This window comes from Rhodoplanes sp., from assembly GCF_013377085.1.
GTDB lineage: Bacteria > Pseudomonadota > Alphaproteobacteria > Rhizobiales > Xanthobacteraceae > Rhodoplanes.
Map to the genome: position 1 here is coordinate 19,615 of NZ_JACAAX010000014.1, position 26,314 is coordinate 45,928.

22 protein-coding genes and 1 tRNA gene are annotated in these 26,314 nt (G+C 69.9%); 9 read left to right on the top strand and 14 right to left on the bottom strand.

The window, feature by feature from the left end; translation table 11 throughout:
- Positions 1-34: 34 nt before the first annotated feature.
- Positions 35-112, bottom strand: a tRNA-Pro gene (locus HXX10_RS12020).
- A 300-nt stretch (positions 113-412) separates the two neighbouring features.
- Between HXX10_RS12020 and HXX10_RS12025 the strand changes: the two genes are divergently transcribed.
- The gene (locus HXX10_RS12025; RefSeq protein ID WP_296522477.1) at positions 413-1,171 is read left to right on the top strand and encodes a class I SAM-dependent methyltransferase; all 759 of its coding nucleotides are present in this window, start codon (positions 413-415) and stop codon (positions 1,169-1,171) included.
- Positions 1,172-1,342: 171 nt separating this feature from the next.
- Here the strand turns inward: HXX10_RS12025 and HXX10_RS12030 are convergent, their stop codons facing one another.
- The 3 genes from HXX10_RS12030 to HXX10_RS12040 all read right to left on the bottom strand — a co-directional run bounded on the left by HXX10_RS12030 (position 1,343) and on the right by HXX10_RS12040 (position 5,653).
- Complete coding sequence (locus HXX10_RS12030; protein WP_296522478.1) at positions 1,343-2,713, bottom strand: O-antigen ligase domain-containing protein; 1,371 nt, start codon at positions 2,711-2,713, stop codon at positions 1,343-1,345.
- A gap of 37 nt (positions 2,714-2,750) precedes the next feature.
- Entirely contained in the window at positions 2,751-4,274 is a 1,524-nt protein-coding gene (locus HXX10_RS12035; RefSeq protein WP_296522479.1) for an undecaprenyl-phosphate glucose phosphotransferase, read from the bottom strand.
- A 152-nt stretch (positions 4,275-4,426) separates the two neighbouring features.
- Entirely contained in the window at positions 4,427-5,653 is a 1,227-nt protein-coding gene (locus HXX10_RS12040; RefSeq protein WP_296522480.1) for a glycosyltransferase family 4 protein, read from the bottom strand.
- Between the two features lie 226 nt (positions 5,654-5,879).
- On the opposite strand from HXX10_RS12040, the gene HXX10_RS12045 reads away from it, so the two are divergent.
- Positions 5,880-8,237 (top strand): exopolysaccharide transport family protein, encoded by a 2,358-nt coding sequence (locus HXX10_RS12045; RefSeq protein WP_296522481.1) that lies wholly within the window; start codon positions 5,880-5,882, stop codon positions 8,235-8,237.
- A 27-nt stretch (positions 8,238-8,264) separates the two neighbouring features.
- Here HXX10_RS12045 and HXX10_RS12050 read toward each other — a convergent pair whose 3' ends face one another.
- Positions 8,265-9,500 carry a GNAT family N-acetyltransferase gene (locus HXX10_RS12050; protein ID WP_296522482.1) on the bottom strand — a complete coding sequence of 412 codons (1,236 nt, stop codon included), beginning with the start codon at positions 9,498-9,500 and terminating at the stop codon, positions 8,265-8,267.
- A gap of 248 nt (positions 9,501-9,748) precedes the next feature.
- Here HXX10_RS12050 and HXX10_RS12055 point away from each other — a divergent pair, with 248 nt between their 5' ends.
- Positions 9,749-10,807, top strand: coding sequence for a polysaccharide deacetylase family protein (locus HXX10_RS12055; protein ID WP_296522483.1), 1,059 nt, complete (start codon positions 9,749-9,751; stop codon positions 10,805-10,807).
- Positions 10,808-10,866: 59 nt separating this feature from the next.
- On the opposite strand, the gene HXX10_RS12060 is transcribed toward HXX10_RS12055, so the two are convergent.
- On the bottom strand, positions 10,867-11,067 hold the full coding sequence (locus tag HXX10_RS12060) for a DUF2842 domain-containing protein (protein WP_296522484.1): 201 nt from the start codon (positions 11,065-11,067) through the stop codon (positions 10,867-10,869).
- A gap of 210 nt (positions 11,068-11,277) precedes the next feature.
- Here HXX10_RS12060 and HXX10_RS12065 point away from each other — a divergent pair, with 210 nt between their 5' ends.
- Positions 11,278-12,348: a COX15/CtaA family protein gene (locus HXX10_RS12065; RefSeq protein ID WP_296522485.1), complete on the top strand. Its 1,071-nt coding sequence runs from the start codon at positions 11,278-11,280 to the stop codon at positions 12,346-12,348.
- Between the two features lie 14 nt (positions 12,349-12,362).
- Here the strand turns inward: HXX10_RS12065 and HXX10_RS12070 are convergent, their stop codons facing one another.
- Complete coding sequence (locus HXX10_RS12070) at positions 12,363-13,916, bottom strand: caspase family protein (protein WP_296522487.1); 1,554 nt, start codon at positions 13,914-13,916, stop codon at positions 12,363-12,365.
- Between the two features lie 249 nt (positions 13,917-14,165).
- Between HXX10_RS12070 and HXX10_RS12075 the strand changes: the two genes are divergently transcribed.
- The 3 genes from HXX10_RS12075 (at position 14,166) to HXX10_RS12085 (ending at position 16,791) form a co-directional block, all read left to right on the top strand.
- On the top strand, positions 14,166-16,079 hold the full coding sequence (locus HXX10_RS12075) for a diguanylate cyclase (protein WP_296522488.1): 1,914 nt from the start codon (positions 14,166-14,168) through the stop codon (positions 16,077-16,079).
- A gap of 112 nt (positions 16,080-16,191) precedes the next feature.
- Positions 16,192-16,413, top strand: coding sequence for a DUF433 domain-containing protein (locus HXX10_RS12080; protein WP_296522489.1), 222 nt, complete (start codon positions 16,192-16,194; stop codon positions 16,411-16,413).
- Between the two features lie 6 nt (positions 16,414-16,419).
- Positions 16,420-16,791: a DUF5615 family PIN-like protein gene (locus HXX10_RS12085; protein WP_296522491.1), complete on the top strand. Its 372-nt coding sequence runs from the start codon at positions 16,420-16,422 to the stop codon at positions 16,789-16,791.
- A 133-nt stretch (positions 16,792-16,924) separates the two neighbouring features.
- On the opposite strand, the gene HXX10_RS12090 is transcribed toward HXX10_RS12085, so the two are convergent.
- The 6 genes from HXX10_RS12090 to HXX10_RS12115 form a co-directional block, all read right to left on the bottom strand.
- Positions 16,925-18,205, bottom strand: coding sequence for an O-acetylhomoserine aminocarboxypropyltransferase (locus tag HXX10_RS12090; protein ID WP_296522492.1), 1,281 nt, complete (start codon positions 18,203-18,205; stop codon positions 16,925-16,927).
- 101 nt (positions 18,206-18,306) lie between these two features.
- Positions 18,307-21,384 carry an autotransporter domain-containing protein gene (locus HXX10_RS12095; RefSeq protein ID WP_296522493.1) on the bottom strand — a complete coding sequence of 1,026 codons (3,078 nt, stop codon included), beginning with the start codon at positions 21,382-21,384 and terminating at the stop codon, positions 18,307-18,309.
- Positions 21,385-21,830: 446 nt separating this feature from the next.
- Complete coding sequence (locus HXX10_RS12100; RefSeq protein ID WP_296522494.1) at positions 21,831-22,412, bottom strand: CoA-binding protein; 582 nt, start codon at positions 22,410-22,412, stop codon at positions 21,831-21,833.
- 189 nt (positions 22,413-22,601) lie between these two features.
- Entirely contained in the window at positions 22,602-22,865 is a 264-nt protein-coding gene (locus HXX10_RS12105) for a hypothetical protein (protein WP_296522495.1), read from the bottom strand.
- A gap of 17 nt (positions 22,866-22,882) precedes the next feature.
- Positions 22,883-23,137: a hypothetical protein gene (locus tag HXX10_RS12110; RefSeq protein ID WP_296522496.1), complete on the bottom strand. Its 255-nt coding sequence runs from the start codon at positions 23,135-23,137 to the stop codon at positions 22,883-22,885.
- The gene (locus HXX10_RS12115) at positions 23,134-23,991 is read right to left on the bottom strand and encodes an enoyl-CoA hydratase (protein WP_296522497.1); all 858 of its coding nucleotides are present in this window, start codon (positions 23,989-23,991) and stop codon (positions 23,134-23,136) included. Before HXX10_RS12115 ends, HXX10_RS12110 begins: the two co-directional genes overlap by 4 nt.
- Before the next feature lie 490 nt (positions 23,992-24,481).
- On the opposite strand from HXX10_RS12115, the gene rplM reads away from it, so the two are divergent.
- Both rplM and rpsI read left to right on the top strand, forming a co-directional pair.
- Positions 24,482-24,946, top strand: a complete 465-nt coding sequence (rplM, locus tag HXX10_RS12120) for a 50S ribosomal protein L13 (RefSeq protein WP_296522498.1) — start codon at positions 24,482-24,484, stop codon at positions 24,944-24,946.
- A gap of 2 nt (positions 24,947-24,948) precedes the next feature.
- Positions 24,949-25,425, top strand: a complete 477-nt coding sequence (rpsI, locus tag HXX10_RS12125; RefSeq protein WP_296522499.1) for a 30S ribosomal protein S9 — start codon at positions 24,949-24,951, stop codon at positions 25,423-25,425.
- Positions 25,426-25,523: 98 nt separating this feature from the next.
- On the opposite strand, the gene HXX10_RS12130 is transcribed toward rpsI, so the two are convergent.
- Positions 25,524-26,165 (bottom strand): EF-hand domain-containing protein, encoded by a 642-nt coding sequence (locus HXX10_RS12130; protein WP_296522500.1) that lies wholly within the window; start codon positions 26,163-26,165, stop codon positions 25,524-25,526.
- Positions 26,166-26,314 lie beyond the last annotated feature (149 nt).

A 26,314-nucleotide genomic window follows, 5' to 3' on the forward strand; every position in this document is an offset into this window, starting at 1 on the left:
GGTGGAGCGGAGATCATTCGATTTTCGAGAAGGATGGTCGGAGCGGAGAGATTTGAACTCTCGACCCCCAGTCCCCCAGACTGGTGCGCTAACCGGGCTGCGCTACGCTCCGAGCGGCGGGACTATAGTGATGCGGCCGCGGCGGCGCAACCGACCCGGCCGCGGCCGTGCACGGGTGGAGCGGGAGGCTGCGATGCAGCGGGCGGGGCGCCGGCGATCCGACCAAAACGGTACTAGTGTGCCGCCCCGGTACCGCACGGCCGCGACCTCGCAGTGAATTGTCCCGCAGGACCGTGGCGTTAAGCTAAAACCAACGTCCGTCGCGTAATCGTCTGACGTTTCGGGTGCGCCCCCTCGGGCCGCGAAGGCGGCCTGGGTCGCGACGGCGACCACGTGCCCGCGGGAGGATCGCGTGAGCCAGGCCGTCTCGATGAAACAGCAAGGTGCCTCGGTTTCCTCGGGTTTTTGGGACGAGGTCTACACGACCAACCCGATCTACTCGAAAGAGCTCGGTCCGCACGCCCGCGAGGCGATCCATGCGGCGGCCGACTGGTTCGGCGACCTGCGCGGCAAGACCGTGCTGGATCTCGGCTGCGGCGCCGGCGCCTCCTCGCTGCTGCTCGCCGAGACCGGCGCCAATGTCGTCTCGGTCGATGCCTCGCCGGTGGCGATCGCGTCGCTGGAGAGCCGCTGCGCCAGCCTCGGCGTCACCAATGTGCGGCCGGTGGTCTGCAACGCCATGACGATCGACACGCTCGGGCCGGTGGACTTCGTCTACGGTTCGATGATCCTCCACCATCTCGAGCCGTTCGGCGAGTTCTGCCAGGCGCTGCGCCGCGCCGTGCGGCCGGGAGGAAAGGCCTTCTTCTGGGAGAACAACGCGGCGAGCGACCTGCTGCTGTGGTTCCGCGAGCACGTGGTCGGCAAGCTGTGGGTGCCGAAATACGGCGATCCGCACGAGTTTCCGCTGACCCCGTCGGAGATCGAGGTTCTGCGCGGCGTGTTCGACGTGACCATCGAGTATCCGCGCATGGAGTTCTTCGCGCTGGCCTCGCTCTATCTGCTGCGCAGCCGCCTGATGAAGCCGATGGTCGCGGTCGACGACTTTCTCTTCCGCCACGACATCGGCAAGCGCTACTCGTATCAGCAATATGTTCGCGTGCAGGGCTGAGGCAGGCCGGAAGCCGCACGAAAACCCGACACCTCGCTGACAGGCGCCCCGCCTGTCAGGTCGGTGCGAGCGCTGCGCGGCTCATCATGCCGGTATTCGTCGTCCTCGACCTTCACCGTCATTGCCGGGCTTGACCCGGCAATCCATCGAACGTCGAAAGAAGCTTTTCTTTCAAGCGATGGATGCGCGGGTCGAGCCCGCGCATGACGAGTCGGAGCTTCTGAAGGCTGGTATCATCTGTCCGGGCGCGTCATTCGTCAGGCGGCCCGCCGGCCGCGCCGGACGTGACGCCACCATCAGGCCCCAGACGATCCCCATGATCAGGAAGTAGTGGCGCCAGTGCGCCACGTCGATGATGTAGCTCTCGCCGACCTCGCCCACGAAGGCCGCATAGGCGGCGATGAAGGTCGGCTGCCAGGGGGTGCGCACGAAGGCGTGCTTCAGCCCGAGCACCAGCGTGACGATCGTCAGCGCCAGCCAGGTCGTGCCGGCGAGCCAGCCGCCGTTCATGTAGGCGCTGATGAAGGAGTTGTGCGGCTCGAAGCTGAAGACGGTCGAGAACTGCAACGGGCCGACGCCCAAGGGCAGCTCGAACACCCGCAGCATGCCGGCGACGTGGCGGCCGAAGCGGCCCTGCTCGCCGGCGTCGTAGTCCTGCACCAGGTTGGCGCGCACCTTGAACATGTCGCCGACGACGTCGAAGGACAACAGCACGACGACCAGGCCGGCCAGCACGGCGACCCCGATGGCGGCAAGCAGCGTCAGGCGGAAACGGTCGGCGGCCGAGCGGGTCGTCACATAGGTGAGGCCGAGCATCACGATGGCCGAGACGGCGAAATGCCCCCAGGCGCCGCGCGAAAAGGTGAGCAGGAGCCCGGCTGCGATCAGCAGCACCTTGGCGCCGGCGCCGGCGATGACGCGCAGGCTCGCGCCGGAGAGAATGCGCTGCAGCAGGACCAGGGCCGGCAGCACCAGGAAGGGGCCGAACACGTTCGGGTCCTTGAAGGTGGAGGCGGCGCGGTCGTAGAGGATGAACGAGTCGGCGCCCGGGATCAGGCGGAAGAACGCCAGCACGGCGATGGCCGAGGTCACCAGCGCGGCGGCCACGTAGCCACGCATCAGGATGTCCAGGCGCCGCGCCGTGCTCTGCGACAGCACCATGGCGAAGAACAGCGTGGTGAGCGACAGGAAGCAGGTGACGATCGTCCACATGAAGGTGCGGGGCAGCTCGATCACCGGCATCAGCGAGACGATGTAGCCGATGTTCTGGACGAGCAGCAGCGCGAGGAGCGGCAGCAACGACGCCCGCAAGGTGAGGCCGGTGGCGGCGAACACCACGATGGCGACCGAGACGAACAGCTCGTAGGGCGCCGGCTCGATCTGCACGAAGCCGCTGGTGAAGGCGATCATCCACAGGAGCGCGAGGCGCAGCCGCTCGCCCGCCGTGGCGGAATCGGCGCCCGGACGCCCCGCACCGGCGTGCGAAAACGCCGCAGCGCGGGGCGCGGCGTCTCCGAGCGGCTCGGTGGCGGCGATGGACATCAGCCCGGCCTCTTCCCGCCACACGGCGGTCGTGCGCTCAATACGCGTTCTCGGTCTTCAGCAGCGCGAAGGGCGTGCGCAGCAGGATGTAGAGGTCGAACAAGAGCGACCAGTTCTCGATGTAGTAGAGGTCGTGCTCGACGCGCTGCTGCAGCTTCTCGGGGCTGTCGAGCTCGCCGCGCCAGCCGTTGATCTGGGCCCAGCCGGTGATGCCTGGCTTCACCCGGTGGCGGGCGAAATAGCCGTCGACCACGTCGTCCCACAGCTTGTTGGCGAGCGGCGCGTGGATGGCGTGCGGCCGCGGGCCGACCAGCGAAAGGTCGCCGCGCAGCACGTTGAGGAGCTGCGGCAGCTCGTCGATCGAGGTTTTCCGGATGAAGCGTCCGACCCGGGTGACGCGGTTGTCGCCCTTGGTGACGACGCGCTTGGCGTCCGGATCGGAATGCTCGTGATAGAGCGAACGGAACTTGAGGACGTCGATCACCTCGTTGTTGAAGCCGAGGCGGCGCTGCTTGAACAGGATCGGGCCGCGGCTGTCGAGCTTGATGGCGACGGCGGTCGCCAGCAACACCGGCGAGATCGCCAGCAGGATCAGGAATGCGGCGACACGGTCGAACACCGACTTGATGACCAGGTTCCAGTCGGCGATCGGCTTGTCGAAAATGTCGAGGACCGGGATATTGCCGATGTATGAATAGGCGCGCGGGCGGAAGCGCAGCCGGTTCATGTGGGCGGCGAGCCGCACGTCGACGGGCAGCACCCACAGCTTGCGCGCCATTTGCAGAACCCGCTCTTCGGCCGTCAGTGGCAACGAGACGAGGATCAGGTCGACGCGGGTGCGGCGGGTGAACTCGACCAGGTCGTCGACGGTGCCGAGCTTCGGCACGCCGGCCACCACGGAGGGCGAGCGGTCGTCGGCGCGGTCGTCGAACACGCCGCAGACCCGCAGGTCGGAATGCGCCTCCGAGGCGATGGCGCGCACCAAGGCCTCGCCCTCGCGGCCGCCGCCGACGATGACGACGCGGCGGATCAGCCGGCCCTGGTCCGCCCAATGCCGCACCAGCGCGCCGAGCGCGATGCGGAAGCTGAACAGCGTGACGAGGCCGACGACGTACCAGCCGGCCGTCCAGGCGCGCGAAAAGGTGTTCTCGTATTTGGCGAAGAACGACAGGGCCAGCGCCAGCAGGAACACCAGCGTCCAGGCCAGGCCGAGGCGGCCGAGCTGGTAGACATGCGAGCGGAACGCCGGCACGTTGTAGATGTCGAACACCTGGAAGGCGACGATCGCGGCCGCCGCGATCGCGAACTCGATGACCACATACATGGCCTCGAGCCCCTCGACCGGATAGATCCAGACGGCGTGCACCAGCGCGCCGGTGAGGACGATCAGGACGAACTCGACGACCCGCACGATGCCGGTGATCACCACGGGCGAGACCGCCTTGGCGACCGGCTCCTCGGCGATGGCGCGGGCGATCGGGCTGAGCTCGCGCGGCGTCGGCGAATGGCTCCCGGGTCGACCGGGCAGGGGATCATTGATCGGCGGTATGGCGAGCGCCATCGTCAGTTTCTCCGGGGGGCTGCGGAGCGGTCGTGCCTCCGGCCCGTCTGCGCGTCGGAGCAACGCCCGAAAGAGTCTTAGCTTCAAATGGCGAGGAACGCGTAAACGTCGATGGGCCCCGCCCGGTATTCACACAATCTGGTAAATGCCGGCTAGACCGTTGCGGACGACCCGTTCGTCGACTTGGCGTCGTTCCCGAGGGCCTTGTTGGCCAACGGTTTCAGGGCCCGGGTCTTGGTCGCCAGGATCTCGCGATAGAGCTCGTCCACGCGGCGCTGCATCGCATCAATGTGGAAGCGGGGCCGCACCCAGTCAAGCCGCGCCGCGGCGTCGATCTGGGCCCGTACCGGGTCGGCGAGCAGGGCGTTCAGCGTCGCCGCGAGCGCGTCGGGATCACCGGGTGGCACCAGCTCGCCGGCGCGGGGCCCGAAAATCTCCGGGATGCCCCCGACCCGCGTCGCCACGATCGGCAGCCCGGCCGCGATCGCCTCCAGCACGATATAGGGCATCGATTCGGCGCGCGACGGCACCACCACGGCGCGGCCGAAGGAAAACGCCTCGCGGGTCGGGGCGGGGTCGTGGAACGTCACCCGATCGCCGATGCCGAGCGCGGCGGCGAGCGCCTGGTAACGGGCGCGGCCCTCGTCCTCGGCCTGGCCGAACAGATGGGCGCTGGCGCGCCGGCCCCAGCGGCTCTCCAGCCGGGCGATCGCCTCCAGGAACACGTCGGTGCCCTTGAGCTCGCGATACATCCCCAGAAACAACAGGTCGCGGGCGTTCTCGCGCGGGATGACCGGCTCGAACTCCTCCTCGCGCAGCCCGTTCGGAATCACCACGGCGCGGCAGCGCGGCGGGCCGATCTTCTGCCGATAGGTCTCCGCCTCGTAGGCGCTGACATGGACGAGGGCGTCGGTGACGCGCTCCAGCACCCGCTCGATCGCGAAGTAGAAGCGGCCTTCCATCGAGCCGGTCGCATAGTGCAGACTGCCGCCATGCGGTGCGTAGAGGCAGGCGATGGGCCGGCGGCGCCCGAGCCAGGCTCCGATCAGCCGGCCGTAGACCCCGCCCTTGGCGCCATGGCAGTGGATCACGTCGGGAGCGAGCGTCTGCACGTGCCGGGTCAGGCGCACGAGCGCGCCGAGATCGGCCGGCGAGACATCGCGTCGCATCGGCAGGCGGGTGGCGCCGAGCGCGAGCCGGCCGGCGACCGCCTCGACGGATTTTGCCTCGAAAGCCCCGCCGGTGCGCGAATCGCAGACGATCCCGACCGTATGGCCGGCGGCGCTCTGGGCGGTGGCGAGGTCGCAGACATGGCGGAAAATACCGCCGATCGGGGCACGCACGACGTGCACGATTCTCAACCGAACCGGCACGTGCATGGCCGAATCCTCCGCGCGTCGGGCAGGGGTCGAGGGCCGCGGCATCGACAGCGGACCCGGCGGCAGAAACTAGCCCATTGCGAATTCATGACAGCGGAAACCCTCTGTCAAGGTTAAGCCGGTCTTGCGGCATCGCGTCCCGGGCCGTGACGATTAACGCGATGGCAACCATAATGGGTTGAAATCCACCTGCGTGCGTATTGTCTGCCGGTTGTGGAGTTCCAGTATGTCGTTCGGAGCGGACCGTGATCCCATGGGCGCGCGTGTCGGGGAACTCGACATGCGCGCCATCGGCCGCGCGCTGTGGCGCAGCAAATGGCTGATCGTGCTGCCGACGCTCCTGGTCGCCCTGGCCGCCACCGTCGCGGTCAATCTGCTGACCCCGCGCTACAAGTCCGAGGCGCGCATCCTCTACGAGGGCCGCGAGAACGTCTTCCTGCGGCCGGAGGCCGAGCGCGCCACCATGGAGCGCAGCGCCGCCGACCAGGAGGCGATGACCAGCCAGGTTCAGCTCATCCTGTCGCGCGAGCTCGCCACCCAGGTGATCGCCGAGCTGAAGCTGAACGAGCGGTGGGAGTTCGACCCGCTGATCGAGGGCCTGCCGATCTACAAGCAGGTCATGGTGGCGCTCGGCATCTCTCGCGACCCCTACCGGATGACTCCCGAGGAGCGGGTGCTCGACGCCTATTACGAGCGGCTCACCGCCTTCGCGGTCGACAAGTCGCGGGTCATCACGCTGGAGGTCCAGTCCTACGATCCGGTGCTGGCCGCCCGCATCGCCAATGCGGTCGCCCAGGGCTATCTCAAGCTGCAGCAGGGCAACAAGCAGGATGAGATGCAGGCGGCGAGCCGCTGGCTCTCCGGCGAGATCGAGCGGCTGCGCCGCGAGGTCGGCGAGGCGGAGGCGCGGGTCGAGGATTTTCGCTCGCGCAGCAATCTGTTCGTCGGCACCAACAACACCACGCTGTCGAATCAGCAGCTCGGCGAGTTCAACACCCAGCTCGGGACGGCGCGCGCCCGCAAGGCGGACCTCGAGACGCGGGCCCGCCTGCTGCGTGACATGCTGCGGCGGGGCGACGCCATCGAAGCCTCCGAGATCGCCAATTCCGAGTTCATCCGTAGGCTCTCCGAGCAGCGCGTGGCCTTGCGCGCCCAGCTCGCCGAGCAGTACTCGACGCTGCTCGACAACCATCCGCGCATCAAGGAGCTGAAGGCGCAGATCTCCGACTATGATCGGCAGATCCGCTCGGAAGCCGAGAAGCTCGTCCGCACGCTCGAGAACGACGCCAAGGAGGCGGCCGAGCGGGTCACCAAGCTCGGGACCGAGCTCGACTCGCTCAAGCGGCAGGCGACGACCAGCAACGAGGACGACGTGCGGCTGCGTGCCTTCGAGCGCGACGCCAAGTCGAAGCGCGACCTGCTCGAGTCGTATCTCGGCAAGTACCGCGAGACGAGCGCCCGCGAGAGCATCGGCTCGGCGCCGGCCGACGCCCGCATCATCTCGCGCGCCATCGTGTCGAACACGCCGTTCTTCCCCAAGAAGTTGCCGATGGTTCTGGTCGCCACCTTTGCGACGCTGGCGGTGTTCGCCGCCATCGTCACGGCCGGCGAGCTGTTGCGCACGACACCCGAGGATGTTGCGGCCCGGCCCGAGCCGGCCCGGATCGATCCGTCCAGGTGGGAGCCGTCCCGCGCGCCGGCGGCCGTCGTCGCGGCCCCGAGGCCGGCGGCCGAGCCGGCCGGTCCGGCGCTCGCCGCACCGTCCGGCGGGTCGACCGGATTGGCGCGCCGCCTGTTCGGGCGGGCGCTGCCCGCCATCACGTCGCGCGCGCCGCCTTCGTCGCGAACCGAGCCTGACGCGCCTGCTGCGGGTCCCTCGGCGCCTGCGGCGGAGCCTGAAGCCGCCGCGCACCCCGAGACCCTCGCCTCCGAGATCGCCGCGGCGCCATCCGCGCCGGCAGAGGGTGACGACGAGCGGACGGTCCTGACGCTGTCCTCGGTCGACGAGCTCGCCCGCCGCCTGCGCGATGGTGACCTGGGCCGTCAGGTGGCGATCTTCGGCACCGCTCCGGACGGGCGCACCACCCAGGCGGCCGTCGCGGTGGCGCGGCTGCTCGCCCGCGACTCCCTCGTGGTGCTGGTGCGGCTCGGCGCCGAGCCGGCCGGATCGACCGCGCCGGCGATCGGCGGGGACGGGCCGGGCGTCACCGACATGATCCGGGGCGAGGCGACGTTCGGCGAGATCATCGCCCGCGACAAGCTCTCGCGCGCCCATGTGGTGCCGCGCGGCCGCGGCGAGGCCGACACCGGCGCGCTGCTCGCCTCGCTGCGCTTCGTCACCATGATCGATGCGCTCGCCCGCACCTACGACCACGTCATCATCGATGTCGGCTCGTTCGATGGGGTGGCGGCCGACCAGATCGCCGAGCTGGCGCCGGCCGGCGTACTGGTGGTGTCAGAGACGTCCGACCCGATCGCCGGGGTCGCCCGCCTGCGCCTCGCATCGTCCGGCTACGGCGAGGATCTCATCGTGCTGGCCGGCGCCCCGCTGGTCGCCCCGACGCCGCAGCCAGAGGCGGCGTGAATCGGGATTCGCGAGATCGACCGCCGCTCATCCGGCGGCGGCGACGCCGCGGCGCAGCCGCTGCACCAGCGATTTGATCGTCTCGCTCTCCTTGGCGCGCCGCTTGGCGGCGGCCGTGGCGGCGAGCACGGCTGCGGCGGCGTGGCCACGCCACGACACCGGCACGATGCTGTCGAGCAGCCCTTCCGGCTCGCGGCAGAAGAATGCCTTGTAGGGCGCCGCACCGGGCCCGAGGTCGAAGCCGGCGAGGCCGCGCTCGGCGCAGTCCCGGATGATGTGGGTGATCAGCACCAGGCCAGGGCTCCAGCGGCCGTTCTCACTGGTCGTGTAGGAGTTGAACATAGAGGAGAAGCGGTGGTCGTCGGCGACCCCGCCCATCACGGCGATCACCTCGTCGTCGTCCTCGAGGGCATGCAGCTCGATCCGCGGCATGCCGTCGGCGAGGCCGATATGGCAGCCCTCACGCAGGAAGGCCGCGACGCCCGGCTCTGCGAACACGTCGTGGATGCCCTGGGCGGCGAAATGCGACGCCTTCTGGATGAGGAAGGCGTCGAGCACCCGGTCGGCCTCGGCCGGCGTGGTGACGCGGACATAGCGGTAGCCCGGCAGCTTCTCGAGCTTGCGCTCCTTGCCGCGCAGGCGCCCGCGCATGTCGCGCGTCAGCGCCGCCTCGAGGGCCTTCTCGGGGCCGCCGGCCGGGAAGGTCAGGCCGGGCACGTCGTCGACCGCGGCCTGGGCGGGCAGGCTTGCGAACGGGTTGGCGATGCCGCGCCAGCGCGGCGGCTGCCGGGTCAGGGCGAAGACGTCGATGCCGCAGCGGCGGCCGGTGCGGCGCAGGATGTCGATGACGGCCGCAGCGTCCATCGCGGCGGCCGCGTCGCGCCGCCACAGGCCGATATTGAGCCCCGAATGGTCGCCGCCGGGAAAGCGGGCGACCGTGACGGCGCGCGGGGCGTAGACGAAGGGCCACAGGAAGGCGGGGGAGCCTGTTCGGTCATGGCCGATCACCACCAGGGGGCGCAGCCCGGCCGGGGCGCCGACATGGCGCTGCCAGGCAGCCACCCAGTCGAACCGCTGGAAGGCGGTCCCGACCGCCCCGCGGGCGGCGAGGTCGCGCCAAATGGGCTCGGCGGTGGCGAAATCCTCCACCCAATCGACCGATCCGGGCATGGTGTCGTCCCGCGACAGAGGCATCCCGGCAGGCGCGGGATCGCTCCTTTGCGCCACATGGGTTGCGGTCAGGTCGACGGTGACGACGGTCATGGGGATCCTGGCCGGATTAATCGATGTTGGTGAGTGAGGCTGGCAAAGAAAAATCAACAAAGCGTTGGTAAAGCCATTGGACGTATCGTCCGGTCGAGGGGCCGGGCGGCCCGCGCGCCGCACCCGTGCGGACGCCGGAGCTACGCCAGCCGACCAGAGGGGCTCCCGCGGTGGGCTTGGCGGCGAGCCCGGAGGTGACGCATCATGGCCGATCAGGTTGCGCCGCATCGCCTCGACGGACGCAGGACGTGGACCAGTTGAGAAAAGCCATCATCCGATCCGGCCTCGAGGCGCTGTACTTCTCCGGCGCTCACCGGGTCATGCGCCGCTTCGTCGGCGGCGTCGGCGCCATCTTGGTGCTTCACCATGTCCGCCCGGCTCGCCGGGACGGATTCCAGCCGAACCAGCTTCTCGAGATCACGCCGGACTTCCTGGAGGCCGTGATCGACCGGCTGGCCAGCACGGGGGCCGACTTCGTCTCGCTCGACGAGGTGCATCGTCGCCTCACCGAGCGCGATTACGGCCGCCGCTTCATCGCCTTCACGTTCGACGACGGCTATCGCGACAACAAGCAGTGGGCCTACCCGATCCTCAAGCGGCACGGCATTCCGTTCGCCGTCTATGTCCCGACCAGCTTTCCCGACCGCCTCGGCGAGCTGTGGTGGGACGCCCTCGAGGCCGTGATCGCCCGCAACGACTCGATCGTGCTGGAGATGGACGGTCGCGACTGCCGTATCGACTGCGCCACCCCGGCCGAGAAGTTCGAGGCCTACCAGGTGCTGTACTGTTGGCTGCGGGCGATGCCGAGCGACGCCCGCATGCTCGATGCCGTCCGCGAGCTCACCACCCGCTACCGGATCGATACCAGCGCGATCTGCGACGCGGTGTGCATGACCTGGGACGAGATCGCCGAGATCGCCGCCGACCCTCTGGTCACCATCGGGGCCCACACGGTCAACCACGTGAGGCTGGCCAAGGCGTGCGACACGGTCGCCCGCTCGGAGCTGAAGATGGGCCGCGCCGTGCTGGAGGCCGCCCTCGGGGTGAGGCCGCTGCACCTCGCCTATCCGTACGGCGACTGCAACTCGGCCGGGCCGCGCGAGTTCGCCATCGCGGCCGAGCTCGGCTTCAAGACGGCCGTCACGACCCGCCCCGGCGTGCTGTTCCCGGCCCATGCCCAGACCCTGATGGCGTTGCCGCGCATCTCGATCAACGGCGAGTTCCAGCGCAGCCGCTACGTCGACGTGCTGGTGTCGGGCGCCGGCACGGCGCTGTGGAACGGCCTGCGCCGGCTCCGGGTGGCGTGACGCAAGTGATTCCGGGGCGTCGCGCCGTCCCGGAACGACGACCATCCAGGCGTGTTCGCTCAGCGCCGCGACATGAAGCTGACGATCGGCATCGCGAAGGGCAGCCAGCCGGCGCCGGCGATGGCGTAAAAGGCCATGCGCACCATCCAGCTCGGCGAGTCGAGAACGAAATAGGCGGCGGCCAGCGCCAGGAATCCCCAGACCAGGAACAGGGCGATCAGCCCGAAGATGCCGATGAAGCGGCGCCGGCGACGATTCATGGGATCACCGTGATGGCGGGTCGCGACCACGCGGGCGCGCCCCTGAAAAATCGCTGCCGGACCCGGTCGGGCGCGGTCGAAAAGGACCGGTTCGGTTGACGATTGCGGCCCGGAACCCACGTCTATATGGTCCGCTCGTGCCCGCGCAAGCAGCGTTGCAGCGCAGGCGCCCGTGCCCGCGCAAGCGGGCCGAACCCCCGGGATCCGCTCGTGCCATATCGACGCATCCGTCTCGTCCGGCTGTGGCTGTCGCTCGTCGCCGCGCTGGTGTTCCTCACCGTCGTCGTCGGCGGGGCGACCCGGCTCACCGAGTCCGGGCTGTCCATCGTCGAGTGGCGCCCCTTGGCCGGCACGGTGCCGCCGCTGTCGCAGGCCGGCTGGCAGGCCGAGTTCGACAAGTACAAGGCCATCCCGCAATACGAGATCGTCAATCGCGGCATGTCGCTTTCCGAGTTCAAGACGATCTACTGGTGGGAGTGGGGCCACCGCAATGTCGCGCGGCTGACCGGCCTCGTCTTCCTGCTGCCGTTCCTGTGGTTGCTGTGGCGCCGCGCGCTGCCGCCCGGGCTGAGCGGCGGGCTCGCCGTGATCTTCGGCCTCGGCGCCGTGCAGGCCGGCGTCGGCTGGTGGATGGTGTCGTCCGGGCTCGCCGACCGCATCAGCGTCTCGCACTACCGGCTCGCCTTCCATCTGACGCTCGCCTGCCTGGTGTTCACCGCCCTGGTATGGACGGCGGCGCGGGTCGGGGCGCCGCGCGGTCTCGCCGTCTCGTGGCGGCTGCGGGCGGGCGCCATGCTGCTCGGCGCGCTGGTGCTGGTGCAGATCTATTTCGGCGCACTGGTCGCCGGGATGCGGGCGGGCCTCGTCTACAACACCTGGCCGCTGATCGACGACAGGTTTTTCCCGCGTGCCGACGACCTGTTCTTTGCCGATCCGCCGTGGCTGAATTTCTTCGAGAACGCCCTGACGATCCAGTTCACCCACCGGATGGTCGGCTACGTGCTGGCGCTGGTGGCGCTGCTGCATCTCGTCGACGCGGTCGCGACTGCCGGCGCCCGCAAGGGCGTGCGCGGCGGCGCGCTGGCGCTGGCGCTCGCCATCCTGGCGCAGATCGCCGTCGGGGTCTTCACGCTGGTCTATCGCGTGCCGATCGAGCTTGCGCTGCTGCACCAGGGCGCTGCCCTGGTGGTCCTCGCGCTGGCGACCCTGCATGCCGAGCGCCTGACCCGCCCCGCCTCGGTCGCGATGCCGGTGCCCAATCTGGTGCTGGCGGCGCGGTGAGGGCAGGGCGCGCCCTATCGGGCTCGGTCGGAAAACACCGCGAGCTTGGAGATCGCCGTGTCGGTGTAGGTCGTGCCCCGATAGGTGCGGTCGATGACGAACTGAACCCAGTGGGCGTGTACCGGACGGTCGAGCGCGATGGTCTGCGGACCGAGGCGGTCCTGCAGCGTGACGGTGCGGCTCTCGCCGGTCGAGAAGACCAGCCGCAGCGTCTGCACCCGGCCGTTCTTGACGTAGAGATCCGTGCTCTTCTCGTAGCCGTTGTTCACCACCACGGCCCGCACCGTCCGCTCGCCGTCGAACGCGACCGTCACCCATTCGCCGGTGCCGTCGCCGGCCGCGCCCTCCACCCAGGCCGCGCTGATGTCGCCGCCGAACAGATTGCGCACCCCATAGGTGTTGCCGAGCTGCGGCTGCAGCACCGAGCTGGCGCAGTAGAGATCGACCCCGGCCGGCGCGTTGAAGCTCGCGCAATTTTCACGCGGCGACTGCGGGCGGGGCGGCACGCCGCCGGCCGGCTCCAGCGCGCCGACCCGGGTGCGGCCGTCGTCGGTCGGGCGGCCCGGCGTCCGGCTCTCGATCTCCTCGATGCGCAGGCGGGCCAGCGCCACGAAGGTGCCGTTGGGGAAGGCTGCGATGTAGCTGCGGATCTGCGCGACGTTGCCCGTGTCCTTCACCGAGTTCCAGTAGGCGATATCGACGTCCTGGCCACGGTCGCTCGTCGCCGGTGGCGGCTTGACGGGTGGCGGTGTGACGGACGGCTGGGCCGGGGGCTCCGTGCCGGCCGATGCCGCAGATCCCGGGACCAGCACGACATCGCCGATCAGCGAGGAATGGTCCCACGGCACCTGCCGCGAATGCGTCGAGGCGACCACGTCGGAGCGGATGCGCCGCATCAGCACGGCGACGTCGAGCCCTGGGGTCGGCAGGTGCTTGAGCAGCGCCGTCGTGAACGGGCTGTTGCGGCCCTCGCCGTCGAGCGCGACATTGTCGGGCTGGGTCGCGTAGGCGATCATGGTGCCGACCGCGCTCTGGATCGAGGCGAGGCCGGCGCCGACCGAGGCGGAGCGCGCGCCGAGCGAACGGGCGAGCGTACGGGCCAGCGGGTTGTCGCGGCAGGCGTCGAGAAAAACCAGGTTCACCCGCGCCTCCGCCTCCATCTGGCCGAGCACCTGGCCGACATCGATGGTCTCGAAGGAGAGGTCGCCGGGGCGCTCCAGCTTGGCGTCGACCGGCACCAGATAGTTCCTGCCCGCCACCTGCAGGCCGTGCCCGGCATAGAAGAACAGCGCCACCGAGGCGCCGTCGAGGGCGCGGCCGAAGGCGCGGATCTTGTCCTCCAGGGCGTGCTTGTCGAGGTCGCGGCCCTCGATCACGGCGAAGCCGAGCCGGCGCAGCGCCGCCGCGACGTCGGCGGCATCGTTGGGTGGATTGGCGAGCGGGGTCGCGTTGCGGTAGGCGCCGTTGCCGACGACCAGCGCAACTTTCTGCTGCGCGCCGGCGGACGGCGGCGCGACGACCAGCAGGACCGCCATGGCGGTGAGCGCAGCGAGCCATCGGAACGGCATGGTCGATTCTCCTGACCCGATCGCGGGCAGGATAGCGCATCCGCGCCGGCCACGCGAAATGCCCGCCGGAACCACCCGATGCCGGCCGCAATGGTCACTGCGAGGTTTCGGCAACAGCCGCAATGCATCAGCAAAAAAGCGATAAACTCGACGCTGTTCCGGCGACGTCTGCGTAAGGGAGTCGAAATCGTTCCGGCCTAGAACGCCGCAATGATGTGGTGGACCTCGATCAGTGCCGGTTGGGCTCGCGTGAATGCCAGACTCCCGGTGAGGTGTCTGTGCCAGCCTGCGACGGCGCTCGGCCTCCTGACGATCGCGCTCTTGTGGGTGATCATCGGCTATCACCTCGGCCTGGAGCGCGACCAGTTGCAGGCGATGGCGTTTCAGAACACGCGCAACATCGCGCGCGTCGTCGAGGAGCATTTCGTCCGTTCGGTGGCCGAACCGGACCAGATCCTGCGGCTCGCCCGCGCGGCGTATCTGCTCGATCCGGCCGGCTTCGATCTCCGGGCCTTCGCGCACGGCGCGACGATGTCCGGCGGCGTGGCGCTGCAGCTCTCGCTGGTCGGCCCGGACGGCATGCTTCTCGCCACCAGCGGCCAGGCCTCCGGGCCCGTCGATCTGTCCGACCGGCGGCATGTCCGGGTTCACCTCGACGGCGACGACGACACGCTGTTCGTCAGCGAGCCGGTGCTCGGGCGCGTCTCCGGCAAGCGGTCGATCCAGTTGTCGCGGCCGGTGCGCGACCGCGACGGCATCCTGCTCGGCGTCCTGGTCGCCTCGCTCGACGCCGAGTACTTTTCGCGCTTCTACCGCTCGATCGATCTCGGCGCCGGCGGCGCCATCGTGCTGGTCGGCACCGACGGAGTCGTGCGGGCCGGAGCCGGGGCAGGGACACCGTTGGTCGGCCGCTCGTTTCGCGAGTGGGCGACGCTGCGACGGCTCGACGAGGCTCCGAGCGGCTCGCTGGTCGTCCGCAGCCCGCGGGACGGTGTGACCCGCCTGGTCTCGTACCGGAAGGTCGACGGACTGCCGCTCGCCGTCTATGCGGCCGTGTCGACGGTCGAGGCCTTCGCCGACAACGCCTGGTACGTGAAAGTCTACTCGGTGATCGCCGCCGTCCTCACCCTGGTGATCCTGGCCGCGATCGCGTTGGCGGTGCGCCAGCGCCTGGCGCTGGAGCGCACGGCCGCGGCGCTGCTCGCCAGCGAGGCGGCGGCGCGCCGCAGCTCGCAGGAGCTCGCGGTCACGCTGCAGACCATCTCGCAGGGCATCGTCACCATCGATCGCGACGGCCGTATCGCGGTGTTCAACCGCCGGGCCGTCGAATTGCTCGGCGTGCCGGAGGCGTTTCTCGCCGAGCGGCCGCATTTCTCCGAGGTGCTCGCCGAGATGCGCCGGCGCGGCGAGTTCGGCTCGGCCGGCGAGCTGGCGAACGCCGACCTGGTCGCGTTCGGGCACGCGGCCAGGCGCGATGGGGCCACCGCCATGTTCGAGCGCATCCGGACGAACGGCCAGACCATCGAGATCTGCTGCGTCTCCATGCCGGACGGCGGCATGGTGCGCACCTACACGGACGTCACCGAGCGGCGCGCCAGCGAGCGGCGCATCGCCTACATGGCGCTGCACGATTCGCTGACCGGCCTGCCCAACCGTGCGATGTTCCAGGACCACATGGAGGAGGCGCTGAAACGCCTGCACGAGCGCGGCGCCCGTTTCGCCGTGCTCAGCATCGATCTCGACCGCTTCAAGGAGGTCAACGACCTGCACGGCCATCCGGTCGGCGACGAGCTGTTGCGCCGGGTGTCGGAGCGGCTGCGGAGCTGCCTGCGCGACGGCGACCTCGCGGCGCGGCTCGGCGGCGACGAGTTCGCCGTGGTGGCCACCCGCACGGATGTCAACGGTGAGCTCGACGCGATGGTGCGCGGCCTCTTGCAGTCGGTCGCCGAACCCTACCGGATCGACGGCCGCACCGTCGAGATCGGCGCCAGCATCGGCATCGCGCTGGCCCCCGAGGACGGCGACGGCCTGGAGACGCTGCTGCGCAAGGCCGACCAGGCCATGTACCGGGTCAAGGCCGGCGGCCGCAACGGCCTGTGCTGGGCCGGCCGGGCGATGCGCTCCTTCGGGGGCGCGCGCGGCGCGCGCGACGACGCTGCCTGATCCTCACCCCGCCAGCGCCTGTTCCAGGTCGGTTACCGGTGGCTCTCTCGGGCCAGAGCGACCGCGCATCGTGTCTCTTCGCGTCGTCCGAGCGGCCTGTTATGATGCCGCCATGAAGCACACGCGGATCGAGATCAACCCGGAGATCATGGGCGGCAAGCCTGTGGTTCGGGGAACGCGTATTCCGGTCGAGACCATCCTCCGGAAGCTCGGTGCCGGGATGACGGCCGACGCGGTCATGGCGGATCATCCGCGCCTGACGGCGGACGACATTCGAGCCGCTCAGGCGTTTGCCGCCGACTATCTGGCCGACGAAGACGTCGCCTACGGTTGAGCGGCCATGCGATGGCTCGCCGACGAATGCGTGGATGCCTCGCTCATTGTCTTCCTGCGCCAGTCTGGTCATGACGTTCTCGAGGTCGCCGAGCATGTGCCGGGTGCGACCGACCGGGAGGTCGTCAGGCTGGCACAGTCCGAGCAACGATTGCTGCTGACCGAGGACAAGGATTTCGGCGACCTCGTCTTCCGCCGCGCGAACGCCGTGCCCGGTCTCGTGTTGCTGCGGATCGACCCGGAACGGCGCGCCACCAAGGCGGCACGCGTCCGTGCGGCCTTGGACTTGCACGGGGAGAAGCTGTTCGGCCGCTACACCGTCATCGAGGATGCCAGGATTAGAAGTCGTCCGTTGCGGCCCATCGGCGGAGCCGATTGAACTGCTGGTGACGGACTCGGTCCGGTGCCGATCGCGATCTCGATCGGCGCTGCGCAGGTCCAAGTCGTCCGGGCCGGCGCCTGGCGAACCAGCCCCCGTCCGGTTTGATCTTTGGACGGCCGTGCCGTCCGCCTCACCCCGCCAGCGCCTGCTCCAGGTCGGCGATGATGTCGGCCTTGTCCTCGATGCCGATCGACAGGCGGACCACGTCGGGGCCGGCGCCGGCCTGCACCTTCTGGGCGTCGGAGAGCTGCTTGTGGGTGGTCGAGGCCGGGTGGATGATCAGCGAGCGGGTGTCGCCGATATTGGCGAGGTGGGAGAACAGCTTCACGTTGGAGACGAGCTTGACGCCCTCGTCGTAGCCGCCCTCGAGGCCGAACGTGAACACCGCGCCGGCACCCTTCGGCACGTATTTCTTCGCGAGGTTGTGATAGCGGTCGCCCGGCAGGCCCGGATAGCTCACCCAGGCGACGCGCGGATGCGCCGACAGCCACTCGGCCACCGCCAGCGCGTTGTCGCAATGGCGCTGCATGCGCAGCGGCAGCGTTTCGATGCCGGTGAGGATCAGGAAGGCGTTGAACGGCGACAGCGCCGGGCCGAGGTCGCGCAGGCCCAGCACCCGGCAGGCGATCGCGAAGGCGAAGTTGCCGAAGGTCTCGTGCAGGACGATGCCGTTGTACTCGGGGCGCGGTTCGCACAGCATCGGATAGCGGCGCTCGCGCGACCAGTTGAAGGTGCCGCCGTCGACGATGATGCCGCCGATCGAGTTGCCGTGGCCGCCCAGGAACTTGGTCAGCGAATGCACGATGATGTCGGCGCCGTGCTCGAAGGGGCGGCACAGATAGGGCGTCGCCAGCGTGTTGTCGACGATCAGCGGCACGCCGGCCCGCTTGGCGATCTGGCTGATCGCCGCGATGTCCGTGATCACGCCGCCCGGATTGGCGATCGACTCGATGAAGATCGCCTTGGTCTTGGGCGACACGGCGCGCTCGAAGCTTTGGAGGTCGTCCGGGTCGGCCCACACGACGGTCCAGCCGAAATTCTTGAACGAGTGGTTGAACTGATTGATCGACCCGCCATAGAGCTTCTTCGAGGCGACGAACTCGTCGCCCGGCGTCAGCAGCGCGTGCATGATCAGCAGTTGCGCGGCGTGGCCGGAGGCGACCGCGAGCGCCGCGGTGCCGCCCTCGAGCGCGGCGACGCGCTCCTCCAGCACGGCGTTGGTCGGGTTGCCGATGCGCGTGTAGATGTTGCCGAACGCCTGCAGGCCGAACAGCGAGGCGGCGTGGTCGACGCTCTCGAACACGTAGGAGGTGGTCTGGTAGATCGGCGTCGCCCGCGCCCCGGTGGTCGGGTCGGGCTGGGCGCCGGCATGGATGGCGAGCGTGGAGAAGCCGGGCTGGCGGTCGGTCATGGGTGCTCCGTGGGTCGCCGGGGGCGGAATTTTATTCCGTCCGGTGTAGCCCACCCCGACGGGCCGTCAAGGCTGCCCGGTGCCGCGGCGCGCGCGGGTCGTCACCACGTGTAGCGGAGCGTTCCGGTGCCGGCGACCGTGCTGGTGCTGCGGCCGACCTCGCCGTCGAACTTGCCGATCAGGGCGATGCCGTTGGCGAGCCGCAGCTCGGCCGCGGCGGAGAGGAGCGCGAGGTCGGCGTCGGGCGTCGCGCCGTTCACCGCGAAGCTCGCCCCCGGCAGGGCCAGGAAGGTCGGGGTGAGGCGGCGATCGGTCTGGTAGTCGTGCGCCCAGGCGGCGCGGGCGCGCAGGATCACGACGCGGTCGCGGCCGGCGAGCCTCGTGTCGGCCCAGGCGCCGAGTTCTGTGCGCGGCGCTGTGACGGTTTCGCCCGCATAGGAGAGCGCGAAGGTGCCGGGGCCGAAGGCCGCCGCCTCGGTGTAGCCGGGCATGCGAAAGGCCTGCACTTGGCCGGCCGCGTAGGGGGTGAGGCCGAGCGCCGGGCCGCCGAGCCGCCAGCCGGTCTCCAGCCGCGCCCCGAACACTTGCGGATGGAAGCGGCCTTCGAGCGTCTCGATGCCCGGGATGGTGATGTTGCGGGTCGTCGTCGCGTCGTGCCAGGCATAGGCGAGCGCGGCCGAGACATAAGCGGGGCCGAAGCGGTGCGAGCCGTAGGCGCCGGCCTGCGCGACGTCGGATTTGCCGCTGCCGGTCGACACGCCCCACGCGGTCTCGCCGCCGGCGACCGCGAAGCCCAGCACGGTGTCGCGCGACAGCCGATAGTCGGCGCCGGCCGCGAGGCCCCAGGCGCGGGCGTCGAGATCGTGGCTGCCGATCACGGCGTCGCCGGCGACCCGGGCGCGTCCGCCATAGGCGGCGCCCCAAAAAGTCCAGCGTGGCTCGACGACCGCGAGCGGCGGGGCCTTGGTGACGAGGCCCGGCATCGCCCGCGCATAGGCGAGCGCCGTCTCGGGCGAAAAATTGCCCGACGGGTCGGACGCCGGCTCGCCCGAGAAGGCGAGGGCAGGGCCGCCCGCGCCGGCGTCGCCGCGCGCCATCACGAACGGATCGAGCATCAGGTTGAGGAACGCGCCGGTCGACTGCAGCGCCGCTTGCTGGGCGCCGGTCGCCGGCTCGCCCGAGATCTGGGTCAGCGCCGCGCCGAGCGTCGGGCCGGTGAGGCCGAACAGGCCGGCAAAGGCCGGCGGCAGCGCGCCGCCATTGTTGAAATACGTGTTCAGCGAGGAGGAGACGGCCTGCTGGTTCTGGTTCAACCCCTGGCCGACGCCGAGCGCGGCCGTGAGGTTCAGCAACACGTCGGTGGTCGTGTAGCTGAACCCGGTGGTGAAGCCGGCCGGCAGGTTGGTGGACGCCAGGCCGGCGAACTGCGTGCCGCCGAGGCCGCCGGCGGCCGACAGGATCACGTAGTTGCGGGTGACGTAGGTGCCGGGCTGGAACAGCGCCGCGACCGAGCCGGCGAGCGTCGCCGTGCCGGTGACATTGGTGCGGTCGGCGGCGCTCGGCGACACCTCGACCCGGTAGGTGCTGCCCGCCCCGAAGGTCAGATTGCCCGCGACCGTGATGGTGCCGATCGAGTTGCCGGGCGACAGCGTGCCGTTGATCACGGTGGTCGGCAGCGTGCCGGTGCCGCCGACCGTCGCCCCGGCGTCGACGGTGAGCCCGCTCGACGACGCGATCGAGCCGTTGACGATCAGGGTGCCGCCCGAGACCTGCGTCGCGCCCGTGTAGGTGTTGGTGCCGGTCAGCGTGACGGTGCCGACCGTCGTCTTGCTGACGTTGCCGGAGCCGGCCAGCACGGCGCCGATGTTGCCGTCCTGAAGGTCGAACGCACCGGACGAGGAGAGCGTGCCGTTGCGGACGGTGCCGCCGTTCTGGACCGTGAGGCCGCCGTCCTGAATCCGGGTGGTGCCGCCGAGATCCAGCACCGCCGTCGCCCCGTTCACCGTGGTTCTGCCCGTGTCGGCGCCCAGCGTGCCGCCGAGGCCGATCAGCAGGGTGCCGGCCGCGACCGTGGTGCCGCCCGTGTAGGCGTTGGCGCCGGACAGCGTCAGCACATGGCCCGAGCGACCGTCGTCGACGATGACGCCGCCCGTCCCGGTGATGATGTTGGCCACCGTCGCGTCGATGGTGGTCTGCGTGAAGGTGAGGGTCGTTCCGGTGCCGGCGACGCCGATATTGCCGAGCAGGCTCCAGCCGGCGTTCAGGGTCAGGACGTTGGCGCCCCCGGTCAGCGTGACGGCATTGCCGCGCGTCGTGCCGCCGCCGCTCATCCCGCCCGAGATCGCGCTGTTGTCGACGATGGTGATACCGGCCCCGACGATGCCGTCGCCGCCGGCCCCGGCCCTGGTGCGCGCCGCCGAGTTGGAGTTTTGTCCGATTCCGATGGCGCCGCCGTCACCGCCCGTGATGGCGGCGTTGACGACGACGGTGGCGCCCTGCTGGGTGACACGCAGGCCGGTGCCGCCGTCGCCGCCGCCGCCCGGATAGCTGCCGAGACTCCCGTAGCCCAGGCCGCCGTCGCCGCCCACGCCGCCGTTGCCGCCCGTGATCGTGCCGTTCACGGTCAGCACCCCGGCGCCGGTGAAGACCGCGCCGATGCCGCCGCCCCCGCCGCCGCCCCCGTCGCCGAAGGATCCGACGCCGTTTCCGCCCTTGCCGCCGATCCCGCCCGTGACCGGATCGGTCGCGGCGATCGTCGCCGTGGCGGTCGAGATCGTCGCGCCGCGGCCGCCGCCGCCCCCGCCGCCGCCCCCGGCGTCGGTGGACGAGAGGCCGCCGTAGCCGCCGCCGCCGCCGGCCTCCTCGCCGCCGCCCTTGGGCGGCGCGGTCGACGTGCCGCCGGCCCCGCCCACCCCGAACTCGCTGCCGCCGCCGGCGCCTCCGGTCGGATACGTCAGAGGGGGATAAGAGATGTCCCGACCGCCGCCGCCACCACCGCCCCCGTTCCCGTTGACGCCTGCAACGCCAGTGCCGCCGACGGCTGTCGCGGCGCCGGTGCCGCCGCTGCCGGGCGAACCCGCGCCGTCACCGCCGGAGCCGCCGGTCGTCGTTCCATCGCTGCCCGCCGCCCCGTTCGCGCCGACGATCGGGCCGGCCTGCGCCACCGCCGCCAGACTCACCGCGAGACACAAGGAGAGCGGCGCGAGGCTCAGGGCCGACGATGCGAGCAGGCCTGCCCGGGTGACCGCCCGGCGTCCGGGGCGGGCTGCCGACGGGTATCGCCGGGCCGTCCATGAAACGAGTGCTAGCCCGATACGGTCCACCGCGGTTCCCCGCTAGAGGTTGTCTCGTCGGGGCTGACGGTAATTATCGCTGCTACTTTAAGTCAATAAACGAGAAACGGTCGTTCACGTGGCTCGACGGCGCTTACGATTTGTTAACAAAAGCGAATTTCACGCTCGTGACCGGTTAGCCGATCTGGGCTGAGAACAATTTGTTAGCCCGGTGTCGCCGTTGCGCAACATTCGCGTGAACCGGCCCGCACGGCCGGCCGGCGATGCGATCGCTGCCGCGGACCCACCGGGCCGTTGCAGGCAGGGAGCGCCCCAAGGCCGGCGGGCGCCGCTCAGGGCCGTCCCGTCTCGTCCGGCTCGGAGGCGCGGGCGATGCTGCCGCCGGCCGTGGTGACGCGCCCGAGAGCCAGGCGCTGGACGCCCTTCTGGGGCATCGGCGCCCGCTTCGAGGAGAGGGTGCGGGAGTTCACGCCCATCCAGCCGATCTCGGAGGAGAGGCGGCCGTACTCGATCTTCGGGCAGCGGTCCATCACCACCTTGATGCCGGCCGCCTCGGCCCGCGCCGCGGTCGCATCGTCGCGCACGCCGAGCTGCATCCACAGCACGGCGGGCCGCGGCGTCATCGCCAGCATCTCGTCGAGCACCTGCGGCGCGACGCTCGCATTGCGGAACAGGTCGACCATGTCGACCGGCTCGGGGATATCGGCGAGCCGCGCATAAACGGTCTGGCCGAGAATTTTTTGGCCGGCCAGGCCCGGATTCACCGGGATCATCAGGTAGCCGCGCTCGAGCAGATATTTGAAGGCGAAGAAGCTCGGCCGATTGTCCTTCGCCGAGGCGCCGACCATCGCAATGGTCCGGCACGTGACCAGGATGCCGCGGATGTAGGAGTCGGGGTACGTGTCGTGAGTCATGACGGGTTCGAGACCAGGTCCGAGATCGCTCGCCTGGTCATGGCCGGGCTCGTCCCGGCCATCCACGGCGCCGCCCGTGCCCCGGACGAAGACATGGATGCCCGGCACGAGGCCGGGCATGACGAGCAGAAGAGCTGGGCCGGTCGTAGAGCGTCCCGCGCAGTTTGGGAAGACGTCCGGCCGTGAGCCTCAGTACGACGAGCCCGGCCGGTTGCGGCGGGGCGCTTGGCCACGGCTGATGGCGGCGCGGCAGGCCTGGCTGATCCTCGCCTTGTTGCGCTGCAGGCAGCGGAAGACCTTGCCGTGATCCGGGATCGCCTCCTGGCAATAGGTCTGGGCGTCGAACTGGCAGGCCTGCTGATCGTCGGCGGCCTGGGCGCGGGCAGCCTGCGGGGCGGCGCCGAGGGCGAGCAGAAGCGCGAGGGCGAAAGCGGTGAGCAGGGAACTCCGCATGGGTCGTCTCCTCGTTATCAGTTGCGGCGGCGATCGACCCGACGGCCGACGGCGGCGAGCGGCCCGATCGTCACGGTGCCGATCATGGCCGTCACTAGTCCGTCGAATGCGGCGGCTTCGAGACAGACGGTGCCGTACCTCCAGGTGCGGATCGCCGTGAGGCTGGCGAGGGCGGCGACGCCCCAGGCCGTGCCGGCGAGCACCATGCGGCGCAGCAGCCGCGCGTCGAGGCGGACCGGCGTGAGCCTGGCGAGGGCGGCGTGAGGTCTCATTGATCCTCCCAGCGGGGCGGGCGCTTCTCCACGAAGGCGCCGATGCCCTCCTCGGCGTCGCGTGCCAGCATGTTCTCGGTCATGACGGCGGCTGCATAGTGGTAGGCGTCGGCGAGCGGAAGCTCGAGCTGGCGGTAGAAGGCCTGCTTGCCGAAGCGGATCGCCGTCGCCGACGTCGTCGCGATCTGTTTGGCGAGCGCCAGCGCCACGGCGCGCTCCTGGCCCGGGTCGACCAGCCGGTTGACCAGGCCGAAGCGCAGCGCGTCCTCGGCGCCGAACAGGTCGCCGGTCAGCAGCATCTCCATGGCGTGCTTGCGGGCGAGGTTGCGCGACAGCGCCACCATCGGGGTGGAGCAGAAGAGCCCGATATTGACGCCCGGCGTGCAGAAGCGGGCGTCGTCGGCCGCGACCGCGAGGTCGCAGGTGGCGACGAGCTGGCAGCCGGCCGCCGTGGCCGTGCCCTGGACGGCGGCGATCACGGGCTGCGGCAGGGCGACGATCGCCTGCATGACGGCGGCGCAACGCCCCAACAGGTCGGCGAAATAGGCGCGGCCGCGGTCGGGGTCGGCGCGGCGGCCGGTCATCTCCTTGAGGTCGTGGCCGGCGCAGAACACCGGCCCTTCGGCCGCCAGCACCACGGCCCGAACAGAGCGGTCCTGGGCGATCGCGGCAAAGGTCGCGGCGAGCGCGCCCAGCATGTCGTCGGAGAGGGCGTTGCGGGCTTTTGGGCGGTCCAGCACCACCAGGGCGACGCCGTCGGCGTCCTCGCGGCGCAGGATCGCGGCTGCGCTCGGCGCAGCATCGGCGCCTTGCGGAGCGGGGGTGGGGGAGGCGAGGGTGGAAGCGGCCGTCATCACGGGTCTCCTGGCTGCAATCGCAGCGGGGTGCGGGTCGCAGCGGGCTGCGGGGCGCCGGCGGTGGTCGCCCGCAACGATCGCTGTGGTGTGGCCGTCCGATACTCTCAGGCGTCGGACCCCGGAAGGCCCGGACGCCAGTTCGAAAACCCTTGCTCCGCAATGCCCGCGCGGGTGGTCATCCTGCTCCGTCGGCGGGTTGGAACGATAAGCTTACTCCCGAGGCGCCGTCACGCACCTCGCCGCGGTCTTGCCGATAGGGCAACGCGGGCCGAGCCGTCCGGATCCCCCGTCGGCGCGGCGCGACGATCCGCTTCGCTGCAGCATGTTCGGAACAGGTATCAAAATACCATATTTATAAGCCGCTGATCTAAAAGGACGAATTTCAGCCATTGCGGATTGACGCGAGGCCGTCCCGCAGGCTAGAAGCGCCGCCACGGTGGAGGCCTTTCGGCGCCCGCCGATTTCAGACACATCGGAACAGGACGCCATGAAGAGCTATTCGGCCAAGCCTGCCGAGGTCGACAAGAAGTGGGTGATGATCGACGCCTCCGGCCTCGTCGTGGGCCGGCTCGCCGCGATCGTCGCGATGCGGTTGCGCGGCAAGCACAAGCCGACCTTCACGCCCCATGTCGACTGCGGCGACAACGTCATCATCGTCAACGCCGAGAAGGTCGTGTTCACGGGCCGCAAGGTGCAGCAGAAGGTGTACTACCGGCACACCGGCTACATCGGCGGCATCAAGGAGCGCTCGGCGCGCTCGATCCTGGAGGGACGCTTTCCGGAGCGCATCCTGGAGAAGGCCGTGGAGCGCATGCTGCCGCGCGGCCCGCTCGGGCGCCAGCAGCTCAGCAATCTGCGGGTCTACCGCGGCCCCGAGCATCCGCACGCCGCCCAGACACCCGAGAAGGTCGACATCGCGGCTCTGAACCGCAAGAACGCAAGGAGCGCGTGATCATGGCCGAGACCATGCAGTCGCTGGAAGAGCTCTCGGCCCTGAAGCCGGCCACGCCGGAAGCGCCGAAATACGAGCAGAAGATCGACAAGCAGGGCCGCGCCTACGCGACCGGCAAGCGCAAGAACGCGGTCGCCCGCGTCTGGATCAAGCCGGGCCCCGGCAAGGTGGTCATCAACGGCCGGGACGTCGAGGTCTACTTCGCCCGTCCGGTGCTGCGCATGATGATCCAGCAGCCGCTCGTCTCGTCCAACCGCAACGGCCAGTACGACATCATCTGCACGGTGTCGGGCGGCGGTCTGTCGGGCCAGGCGGGCGCGGTGCGCCACGGCATCTCCAAGGCGCTGACCGCCTACGAGCCGGACCTGCGCGGCATCCTCAAGCGCGGCGGCTTCCTCACCCGCGACTCGCGCGTGGTCGAGCGCAAGAAGTACGGCCGGGCGAAGGCGCGTCGGTCGTTCCAGTTCTCGAAGCGCTGATCGCGCGTCGCGTCGACGGAATGCGAAAGGGGGGCTCCGGCCCCCCTTTTTGTTTGCTCTATCGCCAGTCGACGGCGGCAGCCCCCCGCCGGCGCGGTTTACGCTGCTGCCAGGCTCGTGACGTTGCTGGTCGTGCTGCCGCTGGCGCTCGATGTGGATGAGCTCGACGTGCTCGTGTCGGTCGCGGTTGCCGTGGCCGGATGCGCGGCATCGTAGGCGGCCTGCTCGGCGGAGCTGACGACGCCGTCCTTGTTGGTGTCGGCCGCTTCGTAGGTCTCGCTCGACGACGACGAGCCACCGGCCCCGCCGGCTCCGCCTGCGCCGCCGCCGCCGCCACCACCACCACCTCCGCCGCCGCCGCCTGCGGGCGGCGCCGCCGATGTGCCGGACGAGCTGTCGGTGGTCGCCGTCGCCGTCGCGGCGCTGGTCAGCGCCTGCAGCGTGTCGGTCGAGGCGGTCGAGGATTCCTGCTCGCCGATGAGCTGGCTGCGCATGTCGGTGGAGAGACTGTCGAAGGCGGTCTTCACCTCCGACTGCGAGAGGAGACCGTCGCTGTTGGTGTCGGAGCTGGTGAACAGCGTCGCGGCGTCGGTGCTGGACGTGCTGCTGCCCAGCATGGTCTGCGAGGAGGACTTGAGCTCGTCCAGCGTGATGCCGCCGCTCTGGTCCTGGTCGATCTTGTTGTACAGCGTCTGCAGCAGCGCGCTGGAGGACGCCGACGACACCGAACCCACACTCATGGAATTTCGTCCTTGCTGCCTGGGATGTCGCGCATGCGGCAGGCCAGCTTCGATTCGATGGCCTCTACGATCGCACCACCGTATTGACGCTAAGTAAAACCGCGGCACCGTAATTGTTTCTGTAGTGTATCTGGCGAACACACGAAGCA

Excerpts from the sequence above, each read along its gene's own strand:
- HXX10_RS12030 (WP_296522478.1), bottom strand. The coding sequence starts at position 2,713 with ATGTCCATCGCCGCCACCGAGCCGCTCGGAGACGCCGCGCCCCGCGCT.
- HXX10_RS12035 (WP_296522479.1), bottom strand. The coding sequence starts at position 4,274 with ATGGCGCTCGCCATACCGCCGATCAATGATCCCCTGCCCGGTCGACCC.
- HXX10_RS12040 (WP_296522480.1), bottom strand. The coding sequence starts at position 5,653 with ATGCACGTGCCGGTTCGGTTGAGAATCGTGCACGTCGTGCGTGCCCCG.
- HXX10_RS12045 (WP_296522481.1), top strand. The coding sequence starts at position 5,880 with ATGTCGTTCGGAGCGGACCGTGATCCCATGGGCGCGCGTGTCGGGGAA.
- HXX10_RS12050 (WP_296522482.1), bottom strand. The coding sequence starts at position 9,500 with ATGACCGTCGTCACCGTCGACCTGACCGCAACCCATGTGGCGCAAAGG.
- HXX10_RS12060 (WP_296522484.1), bottom strand. The coding sequence starts at position 11,067 with ATGAATCGTCGCCGGCGCCGCTTCATCGGCATCTTCGGGCTGATCGCC.
- HXX10_RS12070 (WP_296522487.1), bottom strand. The coding sequence starts at position 13,916 with ATGCCGTTCCGATGGCTCGCTGCGCTCACCGCCATGGCGGTCCTGCTG.
- HXX10_RS12080 (WP_296522489.1), top strand. The coding sequence starts at position 16,192 with ATGAAGCACACGCGGATCGAGATCAACCCGGAGATCATGGGCGGCAAG.
- HXX10_RS12085 (WP_296522491.1), top strand. The coding sequence starts at position 16,420 with ATGCGATGGCTCGCCGACGAATGCGTGGATGCCTCGCTCATTGTCTTC.
- HXX10_RS12090 (WP_296522492.1), bottom strand. The coding sequence starts at position 18,205 with ATGACCGACCGCCAGCCCGGCTTCTCCACGCTCGCCATCCATGCCGGC.
- HXX10_RS12100 (WP_296522494.1), bottom strand. The coding sequence starts at position 22,412 with ATGACTCACGACACGTACCCCGACTCCTACATCCGCGGCATCCTGGTC.
- HXX10_RS12105 (WP_296522495.1), bottom strand. The coding sequence starts at position 22,865 with ATGCGGAGTTCCCTGCTCACCGCTTTCGCCCTCGCGCTTCTGCTCGCC.
- HXX10_RS12110 (WP_296522496.1), bottom strand. The coding sequence starts at position 23,137 with ATGAGACCTCACGCCGCCCTCGCCAGGCTCACGCCGGTCCGCCTCGAC.
- HXX10_RS12115 (WP_296522497.1), bottom strand. The coding sequence starts at position 23,991 with ATGACGGCCGCTTCCACCCTCGCCTCCCCCACCCCCGCTCCGCAAGGC.
- rplM (WP_296522498.1), top strand. The coding sequence starts at position 24,482 with ATGAAGAGCTATTCGGCCAAGCCTGCCGAGGTCGACAAGAAGTGGGTG.
- rpsI (WP_296522499.1), top strand. The coding sequence starts at position 24,949 with ATGGCCGAGACCATGCAGTCGCTGGAAGAGCTCTCGGCCCTGAAGCCG.
- HXX10_RS12130 (WP_296522500.1), bottom strand. The coding sequence starts at position 26,165 with ATGAGTGTGGGTTCGGTGTCGTCGGCGTCCTCCAGCGCGCTGCTGCAG.